Origin of the sequence: Actinoplanes sp. SE50/110, assembly GCF_900119315.1 — a bacterium.
In the GTDB taxonomy this organism is placed as follows: Bacteria; Actinomycetota; Actinomycetes; order Mycobacteriales; family Micromonosporaceae; genus Actinoplanes.
Genome location: NZ_LT827010.1, coordinates 5,870,239 through 5,888,805 on the forward strand (window position 1 = coordinate 5,870,239; position 18,567 = coordinate 5,888,805).

Genomic DNA, 18,567 nt, shown 5'->3' on the forward strand with positions numbered 1-18,567 from the left:
TCGCTGGCGCGGATTTCTATCACGTATCCGGGTGGCACGCGAAGAACGCACGCTATCGCGAGGGCCGCCGGATGACCATCCATCGCCGGCGGGCTGGGCATCGGCGCACCGTCCGGGCAGAATCGGCCGGGTGCGGGTGTTCCTGGCCGAGGGCGTGCGTGAGACGTGCGTCGCACTGCGCGCGCCGGCCGCCACGGTGCCCTGCGACCACCTCGAGATGGGTTCGCTGGTGCTGCTGCGCCCCCGCCCGGGCGTCTACGGACAGTTACGTCTCGCGTTCGAGCCACCCCGCTCGGCGAGCTGGCGGATGCTCGGCCGCTCCCCCGGGGAGTACCGTTTCGTCGTCCATCAGGGCGACCGTGCCGCCCTGCACCGCTCGATCGAGGCCGCCGTGCGCACCCTGCGACGCTGGCCGATCCTCAGCGGACACGTCGGTCTGGCCGACCCCAGCCCGCGCCTGGCCCGCACCCTCTGGGACCTGTCCGGCCTGCTGATCGAGCGGGACCGCGTCCGCCGCACCCGCGACCGGCTGACCGACGTCGATCCGGCGGTCCCGCCGGACACCCCGCTGCGCGCCGAGCTGGCCGACCGGGCCGCGCAGGCGCGGCTGCGCCTGCGCCATCTGGGCGTCCAGGCCCGCGATCAGCTCACCCACCTGACCCGCCTGGCCGCTGAAACCGACGCTTTCGTACGTCATGAGCAGGCGTCCGCCGCGGCCCGCGCCGCCCTGCGCGCCTCCGACTACCTGCTCTCCCCCGCCGCGCCCGCCCCGCCCGACGACGAGGCCCTGGATCTGGCCGACCACACGTCCGCGGTCCTGCGGGCCTACCGCGAGCTCACCGCCTGACCGCCGGCGCTGCCCCGGATCACTCGCCGGGCAGCTGCTGCCGCTCCTGCTGTCGCTGGACGAAACTGGTCCACCGCTCGTCCTCCAGGTGGCTGGCCGGGCGGGAGTAGTCGGCCATCGACGTCCGTGACAGCTGGAATCCCGCGGCGACCAGCGCGGCGAAGGCGAGCCAGCCCAGCGGGACGAACACCGTGGGATACCAGTCCGCCAGCGGGAGCGGGCCGGACCCGAGGTCGGTGTGGGCCACCGCGGCCAGGTCGATGACCACCGTGGTGCCCTCGCTGCGATCCACCGGCACCAGCAGCACGCCGGCGATCAGCGCCGCCCCGCCCAGGAAGCTCACCCACAGCCCGGCGGTGCGGATCCAGGCGACCGCCGGTCGCTGGATTCCCGCCGCGAGCAGTCCGGCGGCCCCGGCGATCAGGATCGCGGCCACCGCGCTGCCGCCGAGTGCCAGGCGCAGGGACGCGGCCTTCGCCGGGACGGCGGCCACATCCCGGGGCGGCAGGGGCAGCGCCAGGAAGCTGTCCGCCGTCGCGCCGACCCGCCACCAGCAGGCGACCGCCATGACGCCGACGAGCGCGGCGGCGACCGCCGCGACCGCGTACGACAGTGAACCGACCCGGACCGGCCGGGGCAGGGATGGTGGCACGTGCGTCTCCTCCGGTGGTGCAATCCGCCGGAGCATAGACGGAGAAGGGGCCCCGGAGGGCCCCTTCACTCAGTGCTTCGTCACTTGTTGAGCGAGCAGGTGGACAGGCCCTCGGCGTTCAGGTTCGGCTTGGCCGCCTGACGACCGATCGCGGTCTCCATCCGGTTGATCGTCGAGAAGCGCTTGTCCTTCAGCGGGCCGAGGATCGCGTTCTGGATGAAGTTCGGGCCACCCTGACCGATGGTGCTGGCCAGCCGCTTGTTCGCCTCCTGGATCTGGGTCTGCAGCAGGGCCAGGTTGCGGTCGATCTCGGCCTGCGCCGAGGCCGGGATCGCCACGCCGATCTTGACGTCCGGGCAGTTGACGGTCGGCGCGTTCGCGGCCGCCACGGCCGGGTCCTGGGCCTGCACGGCGGTCTGCTCGGGCGCCGGGTTGCCGCCGCCATTCTGGTTCAGGGTGCAGCCGGACAGGCCCTCGGCGTTCAGGTCGGGCTTCGCCGCGGCCCGGCCGATCGCGGTCTCCATCCGATTGATGGTGGCGAATCGCTTGTCCTTCAGCGGGCCGAGAATGGCGTTCTGAATGAAGTTCTTGCCCCCCTGGCCGACGGTGCTCGCGAGCCGCTTGTTCGCCTCCTGGATCTGCGTGTTCAGCAGCGCCAGATTGCGTTCGATCTCGGCCTTGGCGGACGCCGGAACGGCCGGGAGTTTGTCGCCGACGGTCGGGCAGTTAACGGTCGGCACACCGGCCGCCGCACCATTGTTGCCGGCTGCGGCACCGTTGTCGGCGGCCACCGTGGTCGGTTCCGGGGCCGCGTTTCCGCCACCGTTCTTGTTGAGCGCACACGTCGCGAGCTGGTTGACCGGCAGGTTCGGCTTGGCGGCTCGACGACCGATGGAGATGGCGATCCGGTCGATCGTGGACGCCCGCTTGTCCTTCAGCGGGCCCAGGATCGCGTTCTGGATGAAGTTCGGGCCGCCCTGTCCCACGCTGGTCGCCAGGCGCTTGTTCGCCTCCTGGATCTGGGTGTTGAGCAGGGCGAGGTTCCGCTCCACCTCGGCTTTGGCGGCCGCCGGTACGGCCGGCAGCCGGGGGGCCACCTGCGGGCAGTTGACGGTCGGCACGGCCTCCGAGGTCGCCGCGTTCGCCACGCCGAGCCCGACGCCGGCGAGGACCACCGCGACGCCCGCGATGCCGGCGACCCGCCAGCGGCGGGCGTTGGAGCCTGCAGCGTTACTCCGGTACCGCTTCATCTGTGTTGCCTTCCTGCTCGATCGCGTTCTCCCCCATCCATACGGGAACGCTCCCAGCGCGGATCGAACTAAAGGAAAACTTAAGGTTCCGCCCGCGGCGCCTTTAAGGTGCGACTTATTCGATGCACCGCCGACAAATCAACAACAAGCTTTCCGGTACGTTCGTAAAAGGTCGCCGAGCGGAATGTGCGACACTCGGCCATCATGAATCTCCCCGCCGAGGTCCGAGCGCTGGTCCGCACCCGTTTCGCCGAACCGCGGGCGAACGCTCTGCTGGCGCTGAGCCGCCCGTCGATCGGCTACGAGCCGTCGGACGAGGGCTGGTCCGCGTTCGGCGGCGAGCCACGGCTGGCCGCCTTCGACTGGCCGATGCACCGGGGCACCCCGATGCTGCTGCTGGCCGCCCTCGACGGCGACGAGGCCGCCACCCTCCTCGGCCCGGCCTGGCCGTTCCCCGACGACGGCAGCCTGCTCTTCTTCCACGACGAGGACTTCACCGCCGGGTGGTCCCCGCACGGCGACACCGCCTGCCGCGTCCTGCACGTCCCGGCCGACCCGGTGGCCCCCCTCCCCCGGATCCGGCGCACCATCGAACCCACCCCGCTCACCCCGGCCCCGCAGGCCACCCTGCCCGCCCCGGAAGACCTGGCCGACCATCTGGACGTGGACCTCGACGAGCTGCTCCACCTCGCCGAGGACCTGCGGCCGCACCTTCCGGTGCCCCGCCACCGCCTGCTCGGCCACCCGGACCACCTGGGCCCCCAGCCGCCGGACCACCGCCCGCTGCTGCAACTGCGGCCGGAAGCCGGCACCGTCTGGGGCGAGGTCGTCAGCGTCACCTTCTGGATCACCGACGCGGACCTGGCGACGGGCACCCTCACCCACGTCCGCCGCACCTACGAGATGGCCTGATCGACCCACCCGGCATCCGGCAGGGGCGCGGTGATCGCGAAGTCCCGGTCGATCCGCGCCGCCAGGAGGTCACCGCGACCGAACGACCGGCCCCAGGCACGGAGCACTCCGAGAAAGCCGACCAGATCCCGCTGCACGCCCGCCAGCAGCCGGAACAGCTCAGCTCCGGTCACGTCGACGTGCGGGCTGCCGGGGGTCACGTCCTGCCACACCCGGCGCCGGTCACCGTCCACCTCGATCCGGGGCTCCGGCGAGTGCCCCAGCCACACCGGCTGCCCCGCGGCGATCGACGCCCAGTCGCGCCAGTCCTCCAGGCCGGCGCAGCAACCCGGGCGGATCGACACCCCGGACACGGTGTCATCGAGAGCGAGGCCACCGGCGACGATCAGCATCTCGGCCGCGAGCAGGGCGGCGATCCGCTCGGCCGCGGGCAGGTCGGCGTCCGCTCCCGCCAGCGCGCCGACGAACAGCGCGGCCTGCTCGGCGCCGCATCGACCGTCCAGCTCCAGCCAACGGTCGGAGCCCAGCTCGACGACGGCGCGCAAGGTGATCACCACCGGTATTGAACCGGATCAGCCGCACACCGGCGACGCGTTTCCGCGGCGACCGCGGACGGCCTTCCCGGCCGGGCCGGCACGCGATGGCCGTGGACCCGCGAGGCAGGCACCCGAGCCGACAGCGGGCGCCGGCGCCGGTGGACGGCGCGGGGCGTCGGCCGCGGCTCGGGTGCTCACGGCGTATGCCGCAATCGGTCAGCTGAGGTTGATCCTGCCGGCGCCGGACTGGGCGGTGACGACGGCCGGGACCTGGGCGGTGGGGGTGAGCGGGCCGGGCCGCAGCGTGGGGGTCCAGCCGGCGTCGGTGCCGAGGTCGGGGTCGTGGGTGGCGTTGTACTCGGCGAGCAGACTGACCGGGGTGACCTTGCCGGTGCCGATCCGGGTGAGGGTGCCCTTCTCGGTCATCGCGGTGCCACCCCAGTTGTGGACGACGGCGTCCAGCGGGATGTCGGCGCTGCGTAGCAGGAAGTTGTTCTCGGCGTAGATGGCCGAGTAGACGCCGGCACCCCAGGAGTACTGGTAGAAGTCCTCGTCGGTGGCGTAGTAGTAGTTGTCGTAGACGTCGACTTGTCCGAATCGGACACGCGGGGCGCGCTGGCCGATGTTGGCGAACCTGTTGTGGTGCAGCGTGACGCGGAGCTTGCCGACGTCGGCGCCGACCGTGTTGGTGGAGCCGATCAGCATCGTCTTGTCGTGCTCCTGGAACACGTTGTACGAGATGGTGACCAGGTCGGACGCCTTGATCACGTCGAGCGCGCCGTCGTGCACCTGGTACGGGCGGCCGAAGTACAGGGGCTGGTTCGCGTCCACGTCGTCGCCGTCGCTGAACGTGTTGTGGTCGGCCCAGACGTGGGTGCCGCCGACCAGGGTGATCAGGTCGTACGCGGAGTTCCAGTTGCCGGTGGCGCCGTCGGTCGGATCCCACTGCGGGAAGCAGTCGGCGGCGTCCTCGAGGCGCAGGTTGCGGACGATGACGTTGTCGGCGGCCGAGATCAGCAGGTTGAGCCCGACCAGGCGGGCGTTCGCCAGGCCCAGAATGGTGGTGTTGGACGGGACCTTGAGCTGGACGTCCGCGGCCTGGTTCTTGGCGGAGCGGGCGCGGGCCTCCTCCAGCGGGCCGCTCGGCTTGCTGGTCCGGCCCCAGACCGCGGGGTCGTAGGCGCCCAGGTAACCGTCGAGCGAGTAGGCCGGGTCGGTGTAGGCCGCGCAGTCGCCGTCCGGACGCAGCGTGCCGGTGATCAGCACGATCCGGGGAGCGGTGTCGGCCGGGGCGAGGGCGGCGGCGAGTTCGTCGCGGGTGCGGACCACATGAACGTGGTCGGCGGCGGCCGCCGAGCCGCCGGTGGCACCGTTGGCCCAGCCGTCGTTCACCGGCAGAACCTGCCGGGCGGCAGCCGGTACAGCAACGCCCGGTACAGCAGATCCTGGGACAGCTGATCCGGGGATCGTCGCGGCGGAAGCGGAAGCGGCGGCAGGGACGGTGGCGACTCCGGCCAGGACGAGGCCGATCGTCGCCGCGAGGGCGGATCTTCGGGACATGATCACTCCAGGATCGTCACAAAGAGCGAGGAAACCGGCGGCGGACGACCGCGCGGGGTCACGGAAGGGAGCGAGGTGCGGCGGTTCAGGAGACGGGTTCCAGGTGCATCCAGACGAAGACCAGCGGATCGGGTCCGCGACTGATCAGGTGGTGGTCCTCCCCCGGCTCGAAGATCACCGCGTCGCCGGCCCGGAACTCACCGGCTTCGGCGCCGTCGACCTCCATCACGCCACTGCCCTGGACGATCACGAAGATCTCCGGCACGGTGTGCACGTGCCGGCCCGGCTCGTCGTGCGTGCGGAAGTTCGGCTCGGCATAAACCCGGAAACCGCCTTTTTGTACGACGTGGCCGGGCAGCACACTGGTGAAGGTCGCCCCGCGGTGATGGGCTTCGAGCTCAGCGACGCTCAGTTTGCGCATCGGTCGTTCCTTTCCGCGTTTCGAGGGTCACCCGGTGCGGCGGGGCCGCCCAGGAGACGTCGGTCTCGGACGGCAGGAGGCCGGTGGCGGCGACCTGCCGGACGAGTTCATCGGCGCCGGGAAGCACGTTGCCGTCGCCGTCCGGGTGCGGGCGCAGCTCGCCCGCCGGAACGGTCGCCGGCAGCGGCGCGGCCACGATCGCCTCGGCCACGGCGGTGAACGCCCTGGTCCGCTCCAGCGGCGCCACCAGCGGCTCGCCGGACAGCAGGTTCTCCAGCAGCCCGGTCCGCCCCCACAGCTCATGATGAGTCCTGCCGAGAAGCACGCGATCGGTCGGATACTCGAGCACGATGTCCCCGAGCCGGATCTCCCCCGCGACGAACACCGGGGACGCCAGGGTCACCGCCGCCACGATCCGCCGGCCGTCCCCATCGGTCAGACGCAGGAACGTACAGTCATCGGTCTGGATATCCCGGGTGCGATACCGTTCCAGCTCCAGCAGAACCGGCTCGAACCCGTCCGCCACCGCCAGCGCCTGCATCAGCGCGTGCGCGAACGGATTCACCAGCGCCCCGTCGAACGCCGCCTGCCGCCCGGCCCACGGAGCACGCCGATAGTAGGTGTCCGGCCGCCACCAGGCGCCCGCCGCGGACAGGTCACCGGCGCTGGCCGCGGTCAGCTCACGGAACCGGGTGAGCGCCGCTGACCCGAGCGCCTGGAACCCGACCTGGCAGCGCCGCCCGCTCTCCCGGACCGCTGTCACCAGCGTCTCGTGCTCTCTCAGCGAGGTCACCGGCGGCTTCTCCAGCAGCAGATCCACTCCTGCGGCCAGGCAGTCGAGGGCGATCGGCAGGTGGGTGTGCGGTGGCGTGCAGATGATCACCGCGTCCGGCCGGACCGCCGCGAGCATCGCGCCGTGATCGGTGAAGACGGGCACTGCGGGTTCCGGGTCGACCGGGTTCCGGTCGCACAGTGCAGCGATCTCCAGCTCGCCGAGCCCGGCCAGCTCGCGAAGCTTGCGCCGATGCGACAGCCCGTGCCCACCGGCCCCGATCAGCGCCACCCGGGCGGTCATGCTCCACCGTCCAGGCGCAGCGCCACCCGGGCCGTCATGCTCGACCGTCCAGGCGCAGCGCGTCGCGCGGCGACCGGACCCGGCGGGACCGCCCGGTCATCGCCCGGCCGCCGCGATCGTCGCCGCCGCCCCGTGCCGGGCCAGCTCCCCGGACCACCGGATCAGCTCGGCGCGCAGAGCGGTGTCGAAGGCCAGCGCCGCCGGGAACACCTCGGTCACCCCGAGCAGCGCGTCCACCAGCCCGGCCGGGGTGTCCGGCGCGGCACTCACGACGGCCCGGATCCGCCCGGCCAGCGGGTCGTCGAGCGGCAGCGCGGTCCCGTCGTCGGCGTACCCCCGGGCGAACCGCATCCACCCGGCCAGCACCAGCGCGCCCCAGACCGGGACGGCACCGGCCCGGCGCCGGTCGGCCAGCGTCCCGAGCAACCGGTGCGGCAGCTTCTGGGTGCCGTCCATCGCCACCTGGTGGGTGCGATGCCCGAGCTCCCGGTTCGCGAAGCGGTCCAGCACCGTCTCGCCGTAGTCGGCGACCCGGATGCCGGGCGGTGGCGTGAACGTCGGCGCGATGTCCTCGGCCAGGAAGCGGCGCAGCAGCCCGCCCATCCCGGGCAACGCCAGCGCGTCGGAGATCATCTCTTGTCCGGCCAGCGCACCGAGGTACGCGCAGGCGGAGTGCACCGAGTTCAGCGCCCGCAGCTTGAGCGTCTCCCACGGCGCCACGTTGCCGGTCATGATCGCCCCGGCCGCCGCCCAGTCGGGCCGCCCGCCCGGGAAACGGTCCTCGATCACCCACTGGTGGAACGGCTCGGCGACGACCGGCGCGGCGTCCGCCGCGCCCAGTGCCACGGCCGCCCGCCGCAGGTGGCCGGCGCTGGTGGCGGGCACGATCCGGTCCACCATGGTGGCCGGGAAGTCGACCCCGTCCGGCAGCCCGGCCCCGGCGACCTCGAGGGCCTGCTCCACCATCCCGCGGATCCGCGGCCCGTTGCCCTGCAGGTTGTCACAGCACAGCACGGTCAGCGGCGCGGAGCGGCTGAGCAGGGCCCGGGCCAGCAGGGCGGGCACGCTCACCGGCGGCGCCTGCCCGGTCAGCTGGGCCCGCAGGTCGTCGTCGAGAAGCAGTTTCCCGTCCGGTCCGAGCCGGTACGCCTTCTCGGTCACGGTCATCGACACGATCCGGATCCCGGGGTCGGCGATCGCGGCCAGCACCCCGTAGGGATCACCGGCGGCGTGGCCCAGCCCGGAGAGGATGCCGACCGCGCGGGCCCGGTCGCCGCCGTCGCCACCGACGGTGAGCACGCTGTACAGCCGGTCCTGAGCGCGCAGCTTGTCGAGCACGTCGCGGGAGCGCGGCGCGACGCCGACGATCCCCCAGTCGCCGCCGGCCGCCGCGACCGCGGCCTCGGTGTAGATCGCCTGGTGCGCGCGGTGGAACGCGCCGAGCCCGAGGTGCAGGATGCCGGGCCGCACCTCGCCCGGCGTGACCAGGGGGCGGGCCTGCGGAGCCAGCCCGGGCAGCGCGGCGCGGCCGAGAGTGGTGGTCACGGTCATGCCGCCCGGTCCAGCCGGTAGACCCGCTTGGGCAGGTGGTAGGCCAAATCGGCGATGGTCTCGGCGGCCTCGTCGAGCGGCAGCCGGCCCTCGGCGACCAGCCGGGCCAGGAAGCCGGCGTCGACCCGGCGGGCCACGTCGTGCCGGGCCGGGATCGAGCAGAACGCGCGGGTGTCGTCGACGAAGCCGGCGGTGTTGTAGAAGCCGGCCGTCTCGGTCACCGCCTCCCGGAACCGGCGCAGACCCTCCGGACTGTCCAGGAACCACCACGGCGCGCCGAGGTAGAGCGCGGCGTAGCCGCCGGCCAGCGGCGCGAGCTCGCGGGTGAACGCGGTCTCGTCCAGGGTGTACAGCACGATCCGCAGGCGCGGGTCGTGACCGTACCGGTCGAGCAGCGGGCGCAGGGCGCGGACGTACTCGGTGGCCGACGGGATGTCGCCGCCCACGTCGCGGCCGTGCCGCGCGTACAACGCTTGATTGTGGTTGCGCACCGACCCGGGGTGCAGCTGCATCACCAGGCCGTCGTCGATCGACATCCGGGCGAACTCGACCAGCATGTGCGCGCGGAACGCCTCGGCGTCGCGCGCGTCGGCCGCCCCGCCCAGCCCCTTGCGGTAGAGCACGGCCGCCTCGGCGTCGTCCAGGTCGAGGGTGGCGGCGGTCGGATGCCCGTGGTCGGAGCAGGTGGCACCGGCCGCCACGAACAGTTCGCGGCGGGCGCGCAGCGCGGTCAGGAAGCCGGGGTACGTGCCCACGTCCTGACCGGTGAGCGCACCGAGCGCGGCGACGCGGTCGGCCCAGCCGTCCCACTCCATGTCGACCAGGTTGTCCGGCCGGAACGTGGTGATCACCCGGCCACCCGGTCCGCCCCACCCGTCGGCGGCCAGTTTGGCGTGCACGCCGAGGTCGTCGATCGGGCTCTCGGTGGTGGCCAGCACCTCGATGTTGAACCGGGTGAACAGCGCGCGGGGCCGGTAGTCGGGCTCGGCCAGCCGGGCGGACAGCTGGTCGTAGATCTCGTCCGCGGTCGCCGCCGAGAAGCGTTTCCCGATCCCGAACACCTCGGCGAAGACCTTCTCGGTCCACAGCCGGGACGGGGTGCCGCGGAACAGGTGCCAGTTCTCGGCGAGCAGCCGCCAGACGGCCCGACCGTCGGTCTCCACCGGGCTGCCGTCGATGCTCGGCACGCCGAGCCGGGCCGGCGGGATGCCCTGGCTGGCCAGCATCCGGGTGACGTAGTGGTCGGGCACCACGAACAGCCGGGCCGGGTCGCCGAACGGCTCGTCCTCGGCCAGCAGCGCCGGGTCGACGTGGCCGTGCGGGCTGATCAGCGGGAGGTCGCGGGCGTGGGCGTAGAGCTCACGGGCGATCCCGCGCTGGGTCGCCTCGGCGGGGAACAGAGTCACCTGATCTCCTCAAGATCTAGGAGGTCTGACACGCGGACGGCCTGTCCGGTTGCCAGGCTTTCGTTGGCGGCCAAGCCGGTGAGCAGGGCACGGGCGCCGTCCACCGCGGTGGCGCCGCGGCCGAGCGGGTCGGGCGGCGCGTCCGGCCGGATGAGGTCGGCGAGCATCCGCAGGTCGGCTCCGCCGTGTCCCTGCCGCGAGTACCCGTCCACGGTGATCTCACGCGGCGGGGCCCAGAACGGGCGCAGCAGCAGGCGCCGCCAGCCCCGCTCGGCGGTGGAGACCGCGCCGGGCTCACCCTTGACGCCGGCGGCGGCGGCCGGGGCGACGTGGTCGGTCTCGACGACCTCGAGTTCGAGGCGGCCGCGGCTGCCGTTGACCATCACCCGGTAGCCCTCCCAGGGGGCGTACGCGGTGAGGTGGTAGCTCATCGACGCGCCGCCGGCGTAGCGGACCAGCACCGCCATGTCGTCCTCGATGGTCACGCCGGGCGCGAAGACGTTGCGGTCACGCAGGTAGCCGTCGTGCCGTTCGGCGTCGAGGTACAGCTCGCGCATGGCCGGCTCGTCGGCCATCCGCAGGGCGAACGGGTCGCCCTCGGCGGCCGCGGCGCCGTGCGCCCGGTCGTAGTCGCGGGCGTACCCGTGCCGCCGGCCCGCCTCGCCGTAGAAGAACAGCCGGCCGGCCGCGAACACCTGCTCGGGCGCGTCGTCGAGCCACCAGTTGACCAGGTCGAAGTGGTGCCCGGCCTTGTGCACGAGCAGTCCGCCGGAGTTCTGCTTCTCGCGGTGCCAGCGGCGGAAGTAGTCGGCGCCGTGCCGTACGTCGAGCAGCCATTCGAAGTGCACCGAGCCGATCTCGCCGATCTCCGGCAGCGCCCGTTTCACCGCTTCGTGCAGCGGGTTGTAGCGGTAGTTGAAGGTGACCCGGACGCTCCGGCCGGTGCGCCGGGAGGTCTCCAGGATCCGCCGGCAGGACGCGGCGTCGACGGTCATCGGCTTCTCGGTGATCGCGTCGCAGCCGGCCTCCATGGCCGCCACCAGATACCGCTCGTGGTACCGGTCGACGGTGGTGACCAGCACGACGTCGACCCGCTCCCGCTGCAGCATCTCGGTGAACCCGGTGGCCGGATAGACCGGTACGTCGAGGTCGTGCCGCCTGCGGTAGACCTGCGGCCGGGCCGGGTTGGTGTCGGCCAGGGCGACCAGTCGCGCGACGTCGGCGTGGTCGCCGGTGAGCGCCCGGATGAACATCCCGGCTCGGGCACCGGCTCCCACGAGGGCGTAGCGAATCACGACATCTCCCTCCGCAAACGTTTGCATCAGATTAGCGATCAGATGACGATGCGAGTCAATACATGGAGTCTTATGTCTACTTACGAGGCCTTTGCAAGGGCGGGAAAGCGCAATCCTGCATCGAAGGGCGTTGACACGTACGCAACCGTTTGCATTAATGGCTCCACCAGAGAGAGCCGGATCACACTTCGGGGAGGTGGCATCGTGGCCGTGACCATCCGGGACGTCGCGAAGGCGTCCGGTGTGCACATCTCCACGGTGTCGCGCACCTTCTCGGCGCCGCACCTGGTCAACCCCGAGACGCGCACCCGGGTGCTGGCCACCGCGGAGGAGTTGGGCTACCGCCCGAACCGGGCCGCCCGGGCACTCATCACCGGGCGGACCCACAACATCGGCCTGATCGTGGCCGACATCGCCAACCCGTTCTTCCCACCCATGATCAAGGCGGCCGAGACCCACGCCCGGCGGCGCGACTACCACGTCTTCGTCGCCGACACCGACGAGGACCCGGTCGTCGAGACCGACCTCGTCCGGGCTCTGGCCAAGCAGGTCGACGGGATCCTGCTGTGCAGTCCCCGGATGAGCGACGACCAGATCGTCGAGTCGCGCCGCGAGGTGCCCCTGGTCGTCGTGAACCGCCTGATCGACGGGCTCCCGGCGGTGGTGATGGACGTCGGCGCGGGCGCACGCTCGGCCGTCCGCCATCTCGTCGACCTGGGCCACCGCCACCTGGTCTACCTCGCCGGTCCGCGCGGGTCGTGGACCAACCGGGAGATCCGCAAAGCCGCCGGGGCCGCAGCCCGGGCCGGCGGAGCGGACCTCACCGTTCTCGGCCCGCACGCGCCGGTCACCACGGCCGGCGCGGACGCCGCCGAGCCGGTGCTCGCCACCGGCGCCACCGCGGTGCTCGCCTACAACGACCTGATGGCCATCGGCCTGCTCCAGTCGTTGCAGGACCGCGGGATCGCCGTGCCGGAACGGATCAGCGTCGTCGGCTTCGACGACATCGTGACCAGTGCACTGATCCGTCCCACCCTCACCACCGTGGCGAACCCGACCGCGGCCGCCGGGCGCGCCGCCGTCGACATGCTGCTTCAACAGGGCGACGACGGCGCCACCGGGCAGGTCACGCTCCGGACCGATCTGGTCATCCGCAACTCCACCGGGCCCGGGCCGTACGCCCCGGCCGGCGCGACCCGCACCGAGGTCGCCGCATACGCCAAGGAGTGACCCATCCCCATGTCCGCACTTCGACTGTCACGTGCCCTGATGGCCGCCGTGCTCGTCCTGCCGCTGGCCCTGGCCGGTTGCGGCGGCGACGACTCCAGCAGTGCCGGCAAGACCCAGCTGACCTTCTTCTGGTGGGGCGGCGAGGGCCGCGCCAAACTCACCCAGCAGGCGCTCGACCTGTACACCAGTAGGCATCCGGACATCACGTTCAAGACCACCTGGCAGGCCAACCAGGGGTACTTCGACAAGCTGGCGACGCTCACCGCCGGCGACGGTGCGCCGGACATCTTCCAGATCGACGACAACTACCTCGCCGAGTACGCGACGCGCAACGTGACGCTCGACCTCACCTCGTACAAGGACTCCGGGAAGTTGGACCTTTCGAAGTTCCCGGAGAGCCTGTGGAAGTACGGTGTGGTCGACAACAAGCTGGCCGGCATGTCGATGGGCGAGAACACCCAGGGCCTGGTCTACAACAAGACCAGGCTGGAGGCGGCCAAGCAGGAGCTGCCGACCACCGGGATGACCTGGGACCAGCTGATCGCCTGGGCGCAGAAGGCGGGCGCCGCCACCAAGGTGCCCGGCACCATGGACCCGAGCGCCGACTACAAGGCGTTCTGGGTGTGGCTGCGGCAGAACGGCAAGCAGTTCTACAACGGCAACCAGCTCGGCTTCACCTCCGACGACGTGCAGAAGTGGTTCGAGCTGTGGAAGGGCGCCCGGGACGCCAAGGCCACCCCGACCGCCGACGTGATCCACGAGGGCAACGCCACCGACATCACCAAGCAGCTGGTCGTCACCGGCAAGGCGCTCACCTCGTGGGTGTGGGCCAACCAGATGCCGGACATCCAGAAGAACACCAAGGACGAGCTGGGCGTCGTCGCCTACCCCGGTGACCCGTCCGCGCAGTGGGCCCGCGCGTCGATGTACTTCTCGGTGTACCGCGGCAGCAAGCACCGGGACGCCGCGGTGGACGTGCTGAACTTCCTGGCCAACGACCCGGAGGCGGGCAAGATCCTGGGTACCGACCGGGGCCTGCCGTCCAACCTGGACATCCGCCGGCAGGTCGCGTCCAGCACCACCGACCCGGCCATGAAGGCGTCGATCGCCCTGGAGGACTCGCTGGTCAGCAAGTTCGGTCCGGCGCCGAGCGTGCCGCCGAAGGGCCACGCCACGGTCAAGACCGAACTGATCAAGGCGGCCGAGGCCGCGCAGTTCGGCACCGCCAGCCCGGCACAGGCCGCGGACCAGTTCTTCACCGCAGCCCAGGCCGCGATTAGCCGGTGAGCGACATGGCTGTCAGCACCCGGCCGTCCCGCCCACGGCCGCAGTCCGGTCCCGCCGCTGACCAGCGGCGGGACCGGCCCGCCCGGCATCGGGGCGAGGGCCGGGCCGGCTACCTCTTCCTCACCCCGTGGCTGCTCGGGTTCGCCGTGATCACCGCGATCCCGATGCTGATGTCGCTGTACCTCAGCTTCACCAACTACGACATCCTGAGCCCGTTCTCCGAAGTCACCTGGGTCGGCTGGGCCAACTACGACCGGATGTTCCACCACGATCCGGCGTACTGGCACGCGGTCAGGGTGACCCTGGTCTTCGCGTTCCTCGCCACCCCGCTCAAGCTCGGTGCCGCGCTCGGCGTGGCGCTGCTGCTCAACCGGCCGTTCCGCGGCTCCGGCCTGTTCCGCGGGCTGTTCTACCTGCCGTCACTGCTCGGCGGCAGCGTCGCCCTGGCGATGGTGTGGCACAGCCTGTTCGACCGGGGCGGCTCGGTGAACGCGGTGCTCGGTTGGTTCGGCATCGAGGGCAAGGCCTGGGTCAACGACCCGCACACCGCGCTCGGCACGCTGATCCTGCTGGCCGTGTGGCAGTTCGGTGCCCCGATGGTGATCTTCCTGGCCGGGCTCAAACAGGTGCCGGCCGAGTTGTACGAGGCGGCCGAGGTGGACGGCGCGGGCACGGTCCGCAGGTTCGTCAGCGTCACCCTGCCGATGCTGTCCCCGGTGATCTTCTTCAACCTCGTGCTGGAGACGATCCACGGCTTCCAGGGATTCACCTCCGCCTTCGTGCTCTCCAACGGCACCGGCGGCCCGGTCGACTCGACCCTGATGTACACGCTGTATCTCTACATCCGCGGCTTCGCGAACTACGAGATGGGCTACGCCTCGGCGATGGCCTGGGTCTTCCTGCTCACCATCGGCCTGGTCACCGCGCTGCTGTTCCGCACCGGCCGGTTCTGGGTCCACTATTCGGACGGAGACGATTAGATGACCGCCCGACTGACCCGCCCGGTGCTGCTGATCGTGCTCACCGCGCTGGTGCTCTACCCCCTGCTGTGGATGCTGGGCAGCTCGTTCAAGGCCCCCTCGGAGATTCTGAACAATTTCTCGGTCTGGCCGCGGGAGTGGACGCCGGCCAACTATCCGGACGGCTGGACGCATTTCGACGTCGCGTTCGGCCGCTTCTTCCTGAACAGTTTCCTGGTGGCCGCGCTGACCGTGCTCGCCAACTGCGCGTCCTGCCTGCTGGCCGCGTACGCCTTCGCCCGCCTGCGATTCCGGCTGCGCGGCTTCTGGTTCGCCCTGATGATCGGCACCCTGCTGCTGCCCAGCCACGTGCTGATCGTCCCGCAGTTCGTGATGTTCCGGGCGTTCGGCTGGGTCGGCGGCCCTTGGCCGTACCTCCCGCTGATCGTGCCGCACCTGCTGGCCGCCGACGCGTTCTTCGTCTTCCTCATGGTGCAGTTCATGCGCGGCGTACCCCGCGAACTCGACGACGCCGCGAAAATCGACGGCTGCACCCCGTACTCGGTGTTCCGGCACGTGATCCTGCCGCTGTCCCGGCCCGCACTGGTATCGACCGCGATCTTCTCGTTCATCTGGACCTGGAACGACTTCTTCCGCCAGCTGGTCTACCTGTCGGACCTCTCGAAATACACCGCGCCGGTGGCGCTCACCCTGTTCATCGACTCCACCGGGCAATCCGCGGTCGGGCCGATGTTCGCGATGTCGGTGCTCTCGCTGGCGCCGGTCTTCCTGTTCTTCGTCGCCTTCCAGCGACTGCTGGTGGAGGGCATCAACACGACGGGGCTGAAAGGATGACGCTCTCGCACCTGTCCCATCGGGAATTGCCGCTGCAGATTCCGGCCGTCGCTCCCGGCCGCTCGCCGATCATCGGCGGTACGCCGGAGGCAGCCCCGTCCCGACCGGCGGAACCGTCGCCGAAGGCAGCCCCGTCTCGACCGGCGGAACCGTCGCCGAAGGCAGCCCCGGCCCGGCCGGCGGAACCGTCGCCGGTGACGGTCCCGGCCTGGCCGGCGGAACCGTCGCCGGTGGTGCGCGGCGACTGGCGGGAGCGGCTGGCCCTCGCCACCGACCTGGCGATGATCGGCGTCGTGGCCACCGTGCTGGCACTGCCCCTGATCACCGCGCCGGCCGCGCTGGCCGCCGGATCGGTGGCGGTGCGCGCCCGGTACCGCGACGGGCGCATCCCGCCCTGGCGGTCGCTGACCGCCGCCTATCGCCGGGGCGTCCTGCCCGGGATGACCGCGCTGCCCGCCGTCGCCCTGCTCGCGCTGGACCTGGCCGCCGTCCGCGGCGGCCGGGTGCCCGGCGGGACGCCGCTGTTCGCGGTGACCACGGTCGCCGCGATCTGGCTGACCGGGGTGGGCACGCTGACGCTGGCCATGCTCGGGCGGGCACTCCCCTGGCGGGAGGCGGCCCGGCAGGCCTGGAACCGGCCGTGGTGTGCGAGCGCGCTGGCCGTGATCAATCTGGTGGCGGTGTTCCTGGCGCTGACCGTGCCGGCCACCATTCCGCTGGTGATCGGCTTCCACCTGTTCGCCGCGCACATGCTGGCGGACCGCCTGGCGCCGCCGCTGGTGTGACGGCGCCCACCGGGAACAACCTGACGCCCGGCGCCGGACACCTGAAGCGGTGCGCATCCCGCCTGCCCCTCGCCCGCAGCGGCCCTGTCCGCCCCGCCCGCCGCCGGCTCAGCCGCCGCGGCGGTGCTCGAAGATCAGGTAGGTCTCGGTGCCGGCGATCAGCCTGGTGCCGCTGAGCCGCTCGGTGATCACCGAGCGGAGGTCGTCCACGTCGGCCGCCGCCACGTGCAGCAGGAAGTCATAGTTGCCGGAGATGAAGTACACGTCGCGCACCGCCGGGATCCCGGCCAGCGACTCGGCGAACTTCCCGATCCCGTCCCGGGCATCCGAGCGGATCCGCACCGCGATCATCGCCTGGATCGGCCGCCCGATCCAGGACGGGTCGACATCCGCATGAAAGCCGCGAATGGCCCCGATCTCGCGTAATCTCCGGATCCGGGTCAGACAGGTCGACGGCGCGATCCCGACCCGCTCCGCCAGCGCGTTGTTCGGCATCCGGCCGTCGGCGCGCAGCAGGCTCAGCAGCTCCAGGTCGATGTGATCCAGGCCTCGAACATCCTTCGGCAGGTCGGTCACCACGAGCCGCCGCAGCGAAGAAAATGCGCAGTCGACAGAGTGTACAGAATCTCGTTCGCTCGGCTTGCCCGGTCACTGCACATCGTTTCACTCTAGCGTTATCAGGCGTCGCCCCCGGCGCCGAGGGAAAGGACATCCCCATGCACATCGGTGTGCCGAAAGAGGTCAAGAACCACGAGTACCGGGTGGCGATCACGCCCGCCGGTGTGGTCGAGGCCGTGCGCCACGGGCACGAGGTCGTCGTGCAGGCCGGCGCCGGGGTGGGCTCGGCGATCAGCGACGACGACTATGTGGCCGCCGGCGCGCGGATCCTGCCGGACGCCGACGCGGTCTGGGGCGCCGCCGACATGATCCTCAAGGTGAAGGAGCCGATCGCCGAGGAGTACCACCGGTTGCGCGCCGGGCAGGTCCTGTTCACCTACCTGCACCTGGCCGCCGACCCGCAGGGCACGAAGGCGCTGCTGCACAGCGGCACCACCGCGATCGCGTACGAGACGGTGCAGCTCGCCGACGGTTCCCTGCCGCTGCTCGCCCCGATGTCGGAGGTGGCCGGCCGGCTCGCCCCGCAGGTCGGCGCGTACAGCTTGATGCGCAACAGCGGCGGCCGCGGCGTCCTGCCGGGCGGTGTCCCCGGCGTCGCCCCCGCCAAGATCACCGTGATCGGTGGTGGCGTCTCCGGGGCGAACGCCGCGACGATCGCGCTCGGCCTGGGCGCCGAGGTGACCGTGCTGGACCTGAGCATCCCGCGGCTGCGCCAGCTCGACGCGCAGTTCGGCGGCCGGGTGCGGACGCTGGTCTCCAGCACGTACGCGATCGAGCAGTCCGTCCTCGAGGCGGACATGGTGATCGGCGCCGTCCTGGTCCCCGGCGCGAAGGCCCCCACCCTGGTCGGCAACGACCTGGTGAAGCGGATGAAGGCCGGTTCGGTGCTGGTCGACATCGCCATCGACCAGGGCGGTTGCTTCGAGGACTCGCGCCCGACCACCCACCAGGACCCGGTCTACCAGGTGCACAACTCGGTCTTCTACTGCGTCGCCAACATGCCCGGTGCCGTCCCGAACACCTCCACGTACGCCCTGACCAACGCCACCCTCCCGTACGTACTGCGCCTGGCCGACCTGGGCTGGAAGGACGCCCTGCGCGCCGACCCCGCCCTGGCCCTGGGCCTGAACGCGCACGACGGCGTCCTCACCAACGACCTGGTCGGCAAGGCCCTCGGCCTGGACACCGAGTCCGTCAGCTCGGTGCTCGCGGCCTGACCCGGCCCTCCCCGCGCGCCCTCCGCCCCCTCACGGCGGAGGGCGCGCCCCGTCTTCCCCCCGGCCGCGGGCCCATCCCGCCCGCGGCGGGCCGGCCGCCCCACGCGGCCG

General features: G+C 71.6%; 18 protein-coding genes. 8 read left to right on the forward strand and 10 right to left on the reverse strand.

Going from position 1 to position 18,567, the window contains the following annotated elements; translation table 11 throughout:
- Nucleotides 1–130 precede the first annotated feature (130 nt).
- Nucleotides 131–847, forward strand: coding sequence for a hypothetical protein (locus tag ACSP50_RS26280; protein ID WP_014692330.1), 717 nt, complete (start codon nt 131–133; stop codon nt 845–847).
- A gap of 19 nt (nt 848–866) precedes the next feature.
- Here ACSP50_RS26280 and ACSP50_RS26285 read toward each other — a convergent pair whose 3' ends face one another.
- Together ACSP50_RS26285 and ACSP50_RS26290 are read right to left on the reverse strand one after the other, a co-directional pair.
- Nucleotides 867–1,499 (reverse strand): hypothetical protein, encoded by a 633-nt coding sequence (locus ACSP50_RS26285; RefSeq protein WP_014692331.1) that lies wholly within the window; start codon nt 1,497–1,499, stop codon nt 867–869.
- A gap of 80 nt (nt 1,500–1,579) precedes the next feature.
- Complete coding sequence (locus ACSP50_RS26290) at nt 1,580–2,749, reverse strand: hypothetical protein (protein WP_014692332.1); 1,170 nt, start codon at nt 2,747–2,749, stop codon at nt 1,580–1,582.
- A gap of 204 nt (nt 2,750–2,953) precedes the next feature.
- On the opposite strand from ACSP50_RS26290, the gene ACSP50_RS26295 reads away from it, so the two are divergent.
- Entirely contained in the window at nt 2,954–3,661 is a 708-nt protein-coding gene (locus ACSP50_RS26295; protein ID WP_014692333.1) for a DUF1963 domain-containing protein, read from the forward strand.
- Here ACSP50_RS26295 and ACSP50_RS26300 read toward each other — a convergent pair.
- The 7 genes from ACSP50_RS26300 to ACSP50_RS26330 all read right to left on the reverse strand — a co-directional run bounded on the left by ACSP50_RS26300 (nt 3,646) and on the right by ACSP50_RS26330 (nt 11,463).
- On the reverse strand, nt 3,646–4,215 hold the full coding sequence (locus tag ACSP50_RS26300) for a hypothetical protein (RefSeq protein ID WP_155123630.1): 570 nt from the start codon (nt 4,213–4,215) through the stop codon (nt 3,646–3,648). The two genes, ACSP50_RS26295 and ACSP50_RS26300, sit on opposite strands and share 16 nt — an antisense overlap.
- A 198-nt stretch (nt 4,216–4,413) precedes the next feature.
- Nucleotides 4,414–5,589 carry a polysaccharide lyase family 1 protein gene (locus ACSP50_RS26305; protein ID WP_014692335.1) on the reverse strand — a complete coding sequence of 392 codons (1,176 nt, stop codon included), beginning with the start codon at nt 5,587–5,589 and terminating at the stop codon, nt 4,414–4,416.
- 253 nt (nt 5,590–5,842) lie between these two features.
- On the reverse strand, nt 5,843–6,178 hold the full coding sequence (locus tag ACSP50_RS26310) for a cupin domain-containing protein (RefSeq protein ID WP_014692336.1): 336 nt from the start codon (nt 6,176–6,178) through the stop codon (nt 5,843–5,845).
- Nucleotides 6,156–7,253, reverse strand: coding sequence for a Gfo/Idh/MocA family protein (locus ACSP50_RS26315; protein WP_014692337.1), 1,098 nt, complete (start codon nt 7,251–7,253; stop codon nt 6,156–6,158). The genes ACSP50_RS26310 and ACSP50_RS26315 overlap by 23 nt, the downstream gene beginning before the upstream one ends.
- A 96-nt stretch (nt 7,254–7,349) precedes the next feature.
- Nucleotides 7,350–8,804, reverse strand: coding sequence for a mannitol dehydrogenase family protein (locus tag ACSP50_RS26320; protein ID WP_014692338.1), 1,455 nt, complete (start codon nt 8,802–8,804; stop codon nt 7,350–7,352).
- Nucleotides 8,801–10,210 (reverse strand): glucuronate isomerase, encoded by a 1,410-nt coding sequence (gene uxaC / locus ACSP50_RS26325; protein WP_014692339.1) that lies wholly within the window; start codon nt 10,208–10,210, stop codon nt 8,801–8,803. Before uxaC ends, ACSP50_RS26320 begins: the two co-directional genes overlap by 4 nt.
- Nucleotides 10,207–11,463: a Gfo/Idh/MocA family protein gene (locus tag ACSP50_RS26330; protein ID WP_369793963.1), complete on the reverse strand. Its 1,257-nt coding sequence runs from the start codon at nt 11,461–11,463 to the stop codon at nt 10,207–10,209. The genes uxaC and ACSP50_RS26330 overlap by 4 nt, the downstream gene beginning before the upstream one ends.
- Before the next feature lie 246 nt (nt 11,464–11,709).
- Here ACSP50_RS26330 and ACSP50_RS26335 point away from each other — a divergent pair, with 246 nt between their 5' ends.
- From ACSP50_RS26335 to ACSP50_RS26355, 5 genes are all read left to right on the forward strand, one after another.
- A complete protein-coding gene (locus ACSP50_RS26335) occupies nt 11,710–12,735 on the forward strand; it encodes a LacI family DNA-binding transcriptional regulator (RefSeq protein ID WP_014692341.1) in 1,026 nt (341 codons plus the stop codon).
- A gap of 9 nt (nt 12,736–12,744) precedes the next feature.
- Nucleotides 12,745–14,022, forward strand: coding sequence for an ABC transporter substrate-binding protein (locus tag ACSP50_RS26340; RefSeq protein ID WP_014692342.1), 1,278 nt, complete (start codon nt 12,745–12,747; stop codon nt 14,020–14,022).
- A 5-nt stretch (nt 14,023–14,027) separates the two neighbouring features.
- Nucleotides 14,028–15,002, forward strand: a complete 975-nt coding sequence (locus tag ACSP50_RS26345; RefSeq protein WP_014692343.1) for a carbohydrate ABC transporter permease — start codon at nt 14,028–14,030, stop codon at nt 15,000–15,002.
- Nucleotides 15,003–15,836 carry a carbohydrate ABC transporter permease gene (locus ACSP50_RS26350; protein WP_014692344.1) on the forward strand — a complete coding sequence of 278 codons (834 nt, stop codon included), beginning with the start codon at nt 15,003–15,005 and terminating at the stop codon, nt 15,834–15,836.
- A gap of 194 nt (nt 15,837–16,030) precedes the next feature.
- Complete coding sequence (locus ACSP50_RS26355) at nt 16,031–16,621, forward strand: hypothetical protein (protein WP_043515457.1); 591 nt, start codon at nt 16,031–16,033, stop codon at nt 16,619–16,621.
- Nucleotides 16,622–16,729: 108 nt separating this feature from the next.
- Here ACSP50_RS26355 and ACSP50_RS26360 read toward each other — a convergent pair whose 3' ends face one another.
- Entirely contained in the window at nt 16,730–17,197 is a 468-nt protein-coding gene (locus tag ACSP50_RS26360) for an Lrp/AsnC family transcriptional regulator (RefSeq protein WP_014692346.1), read from the reverse strand.
- Nucleotides 17,198–17,337: 140 nt separating this feature from the next.
- Between ACSP50_RS26360 and ald the strand changes: the two genes are divergently transcribed.
- Nucleotides 17,338–18,456, forward strand: coding sequence for an alanine dehydrogenase (gene ald, locus ACSP50_RS26365; RefSeq protein ID WP_014692347.1), 1,119 nt, complete (start codon nt 17,338–17,340; stop codon nt 18,454–18,456).
- The last annotated feature ends 111 nt before the right edge of the window (nt 18,457–18,567 follow it).